Below are 4,249 nucleotides of genomic sequence, written 5' to 3' on the forward strand. Positions count from 1 at the left end.
CCCCCACCGGGCGGCAGGCGTCAGGCGCGGCGCTTGGCGGCGTTGCGGCGTGCCGCCCCGGTCACCACCAGGGCGAGCCCGGCGGCGGCGACGGCTGCCCCGCCGGCGGCGAGCGGCCACGCACTGCCGCCGCCGCCGGTGGCGGCGAGCGACACGGCCTCCGCGTCCCCGTTGACCGACGGCTCGTTCACCGGTCCGGGCCGGTCCTCGGCCGCGGCGGGCGCCTCCTTCTCGGCGGTCCGCTCCTCGGTGTCCGCCTCGTCGGCAGCCGGGTCGGCGTCGGCGTGGTTGTCATGCGGGCCGTGACCGGCCCCGTCCGTGTGGTCGCCGTGGTCCGCGTGGTCGCCCTCGGCCGAGTCGCCCTTCCCGGCGCCGTGGTCACCGTGGTCGCCGTGGCCGGAGTGGTCGACCGGCTCCGGCGCGCCACTGCCCGTGCCGGGCGAGGTGGCGCCGTCGTCGTTGCCGAAGACCACGTCGGAGCAGGTGTAGAACGCCTCCGGGCTGTCGGAGCGCTGCCAGACGCTGTAGATCAGGTGGCGGCCCTGGCGCTCGGGGACCTGCATGTCGAAGACGTACTGGCCGTCGCGCAGTTCTGGGTCGGTGACCTCGCCGAAGTGCTCCAGGTCCGACCAGCGCAGCGGGGCCGAGGGGTCGTATCCCTGCTGGGTGACGTACAGGGCGAAGGAACCGGTGTGGGGCGCGGTCGCCGTGTAGCGGAAGGTGTGGTCGCCCGCGGTCATCGGGGAGGCCTGCCAGTCGCCGCGCGCCTGGTCCAGCCCGGCGTACTTGTCGCGGCCCGCCGAGCACAGCTCGCCGTCCGGGATGATGTCGCGGTGGCGCCCGTTGGCGTCGGCGATGTTCACCTCGTTCCAGTCGTACAGCGGCTGGGTGCCGCCGATGCCGACCAGGTCGGTGCAGGCCGCGCTGGCGGGGGACTCCGGACCCTCGTGGAAGCATGCCCGCACCCGGCTGACCGGGTCCTCCATCGACCCGTGGGCGGCGGCCGGAGCAGCGGCCAGGAAACCGGCGGCGAGCGGGGCGACGGCGAGGGCGCCGACGAGGGTTGCCGTGCGACGGACGGTCATGGGGGTGGCTCCTGGGGTCGGGGCGGGGCGGACGCCGGGGAGGTGCGCGGCCCTTCCCGGTGCACAGCACGCTAGCCACGTCGCACCCCCTCCCGGCACCGTCCCGGCCCTTGGAGGCCACCCTTTAGGGCGGGCTTAAGGAACGGCTGACCGATGATTAAGACTCGCCCGCGCCCGGCCTCCGCCGCGACCGCCGCGGACCGGTTCCGGGGCCGCCCGGCGGCACCGCGCGGGGCGGTCCCGGTACGGACGGGCCGACCGCCTGCCACCCGCGGCGCCCGCCCCCGGGCAGCGCCTGTCGGGGAGGGCGCCGCCCGGTCGGCCCCGGGCGGCGCCCTCCCGGGGCCGGCGTTCCCGCCCTACGCTGAGGCCATGACCTCCTCCGACGGCCCCGCACCGGCCCCCGACGCCCCCGGCGAGCGCGCACCGGTCCCCGCCGGCGCCCCGCCGGGGATCGCGAACCCGCTGCGGCAGCTGACCCTCGCCGAGCTGCGCCGCAGGACCAGCGAGAAGTGGCGCGCACACCCGCCGGACGTGTTGCCGCTGTTCGTCGCGGAGATGGACGTCCCACTGCCGGACGCCGTGGCCCGAGCCGTCACCGAGGCGCTGGCGCTGGGCGACACCGGCTACACCCGGGGCTCCGCCTACGCGGAGGCCTACGCCGCGTTCGCGCGGCGACGCTGGGGATGGGACGGCGTCGCGGCCGAGCGCACCACGGTGGTGCCCGACGTGATGACCGGGGTGCTCACGGTCCTGGCGGCGATATCCGCGCCGCGGGACACCGTCGTCGTCAACTCACCGGTCTACACGCCGTTCCACGACTACGTCCGCCACACCGGACGGACCGTCGTGGAGGCGCCGCTGGGCGAGGACCACCGGCTGGACCTCGACGTCCTCGCCGACTGCTACCGCCGGGTCGCGACGCGGGGCGGCACCACCGTCCATCTGCTGTGCAACCCGCACAATCCGACCGGCACCGTCCACACCGCGGCGGAACTCTCCGCCGTCGCGGAGCTGGCCGCCCGCTGGGGAGTCCGCGTGGTGGTGGACGAGATCCACGCGCCGGTCGTCGACCCCGGCACCGTCTTCACCCCCTACCTCAGCCTGCCCGGGGCGGAGACGGGCTGGGCGGTGCTCTCCGCCTCCAAGGCGTGGAACCTCGCCGGGCTGCGCGCCGGCCTCGCCGTCGCCGGACCGGGCGCGGCGGCCGAGCTCCCCCGGATTCCGGAGTGGATCGCGGCCGCCACCTCGCACATCGGCGTCATCGCGCACCGCGCGGCGTTCACCGCCGGCGAGCCCTGGCTGGACGCGCTGCTGGCGGGGCTGGCCGAGAACCGGAGGCTGCTGGCGGCGCTGCTGGCCGAGCACCTCCCCGAGGTGCGCTACCGCCCGGCGCCCGGGACGTACCTCGCCTGGCTGGACTGCCGCGCTGCCGGCCTGGGGGACGACCCCGCGGCGGCCTTCCTGGAGCGCGGGAGGGTGGCGCTGAACTCCGGCCCCGCCTTCGGCACCGGCGGCGCGGGCCACGTCCGGCTCAACCTGGCGACCTCACCGGAGGTGCTGACGGAGGCCGTGCGCCGGATGGTCCGCGCGCGCCCCTGACGGCCGGTGGCACGGCCGCTGCGGGGGGCACTGCCTGGGCGTGCGTCCCCGCTCGCCCCCAGGCCCGGGGGCGCCGTCGCCCGCTCGGCCGGTGCGCCCACCGCTGCTCGGACCCACCGCGCTGCTCAGCCCCGCTGCTGCTCAGCCCCACTGCACCGATCGCTTCGCCAACCCGGCCCAGAACCCGTCCACGGCGGTGGAGACCGATCCCAGGTCCGCCTCGCCCGCGCCCAGGGAGACGAAGAGCGGGGCGAAGTGCTCGGTGCGCGGGTGCGCCACGCGGCCCGCGGGTGCGGTCCGCTCGAAGTCCAGCAGCGCGTCGACGTCACCGGCGGACAGCGCCTCGGCGCCCCACGCGTCGAACTCGCGCGACCAGCCGGGTGCCTCGTCCGGCCCGGCGCCCCAGCGGATCTCGCCGAGGTTGTGGGTGAAGAACCCGCTGCCGACGATCAGCACGCCTTCGTCGCGCAGCGGTGCGAGCCGCCGCCCGAACGCCACCAGCCGAACCGGGTCGAGCGTCGGCAGCGACAGCTGGAGCACCGGCACGTCGGCGTCCGGGTACATCTCCTTCAGCGGGACGTAGGCGCCGTGGTCCAACCCGCGGTCGGGGTCCTGGTGGACCGCGGCCCCCGGCGTCGCCACCAGTGCCCGCACCCGCTCCGCCAGCTCCGGGGCGCCCGGGGCCGGGTAGCGGACCTGGTAGTAGCGGTCGGGGAAGCCCCAGAAGTCGTAGGTCAGCGGGACGGTCGTCGTGGCTCCCACCGTGGCGGGCGCCGACTCCCAGTGCGCCGAGACGACGAGTATCGCCCGCGGCCGGGGCAGCCGGGCCGACCAGCTCGCCAGCTGCCCGGTCCAGAGCGCGTCGTCGGCGAGCGGCGGCGCCCCGTGGCTGAGGTAGAGCACCGGCATGCGGCTCGGGGGTGCGGTGGTCATGGCGGCCCTCCGGGGGGTCACGGCCCGCGGCGCCCGGCACTCCCGCCGGGATCACAGGTAATTCGAATTTGAACTACCACGGTAGCAGGGGCGACGGGCCGCACCAAGCCGTCGGCACCATGCCGCCGCCCCGCCCTGCGCCGAGGTGCCGCGCCGGGGAGCGCCGGCCGCGCGGTGCGGCAGAATCACCGACGTGAAGGTCACCATCAGCACCACCGCATCGGACGCCCCGTACGAGCAGCTGCGCGCACAGATCGCCGACCAGGCGAGGTCCGGTGCGCTGCCGGCCGGCTACCGCCTGCCGACGGTCCGGGGGCTGGCGGGCGAGCTCGGCCTCGCCCCCAACACCGTCGCCAAGGCGTACCGCGCGCTGGAGGCCGACGGGGTCATCGAGACCCGGGGACGCAACGGGACCTTCGTCGCCGCCTCGACCGAGGGCAGCGCCCGCGAGGCGGCACACGCCGCCGAGGAGTACGCGCGCCGCGCCCTGCGGCTCGGCCTGGACCGCGACGCCGCGCTGGCCGCGGCGGAGGAGGCGCTGCGCGCCGTCTACCCGGGCCGGGGCTGACGCGCCGCCCCGGCCGTGCGGCGCGTCGCGTTCACCCGGCCGGCGGTCGGGTACCCCGGAG

4 protein-coding genes are annotated in these 4,249 nt (G+C 76.8%); 2 read left to right on the forward strand and 2 right to left on the reverse strand.

Going from position 1 to position 4,249, the window contains the following annotated elements; all coding sequences use genetic code 11:
* Positions 1-20 precede the first annotated feature (20 nt).
* The gene (locus tag HCN52_RS22385) at positions 21-1,085 is read right to left on the reverse strand and encodes a lytic polysaccharide monooxygenase auxiliary activity family 9 protein (protein ID WP_168090251.1); all 1,065 of its coding nucleotides are present in this window, start codon (positions 1,083-1,085) and stop codon (positions 21-23) included.
* Between the two features lie 372 nt (positions 1,086-1,457).
* On the opposite strand from HCN52_RS22385, the gene HCN52_RS22390 reads away from it, so the two are divergent.
* Positions 1,458-2,687, forward strand: coding sequence for a MalY/PatB family protein (locus HCN52_RS22390; protein ID WP_168090252.1), 1,230 nt, complete (start codon positions 1,458-1,460; stop codon positions 2,685-2,687).
* Between the two features lie 141 nt (positions 2,688-2,828).
* Here HCN52_RS22390 and HCN52_RS22395 read toward each other — a convergent pair whose 3' ends face one another.
* Entirely contained in the window at positions 2,829-3,620 is a 792-nt protein-coding gene (locus tag HCN52_RS22395; protein WP_168090253.1) for a dioxygenase family protein, read from the reverse strand.
* Positions 3,621-3,804: 184 nt separating this feature from the next.
* Here HCN52_RS22395 and HCN52_RS22400 point away from each other — a divergent pair, with 184 nt between their 5' ends.
* Positions 3,805-4,188 (forward strand): GntR family transcriptional regulator, encoded by a 384-nt coding sequence (locus HCN52_RS22400; RefSeq protein ID WP_168090254.1) that lies wholly within the window; start codon positions 3,805-3,807, stop codon positions 4,186-4,188.
* Positions 4,189-4,249: the final 61 nt, after the last annotated feature.

The organism is Streptomyces bohaiensis (assembly GCF_012033785.1).
GTDB classification, from domain to species: Bacteria; Actinomycetota; Actinomycetes; order Streptomycetales; family Streptomycetaceae; genus Streptomyces; species Streptomyces bohaiensis.

Excerpts from the sequence above, each read along its gene's own strand:
- HCN52_RS22385 (WP_168090251.1), bottom strand. The coding sequence starts at position 1,085 with ATGACCGTCCGTCGCACGGCAACCCTCGTCGGCGCCCTCGCCGTCGCC.
- HCN52_RS22390 (WP_168090252.1), top strand. The coding sequence starts at position 1,458 with ATGACCTCCTCCGACGGCCCCGCACCGGCCCCCGACGCCCCCGGCGAG.
- HCN52_RS22395 (WP_168090253.1), bottom strand. The coding sequence starts at position 3,620 with ATGACCACCGCACCCCCGAGCCGCATGCCGGTGCTCTACCTCAGCCAC.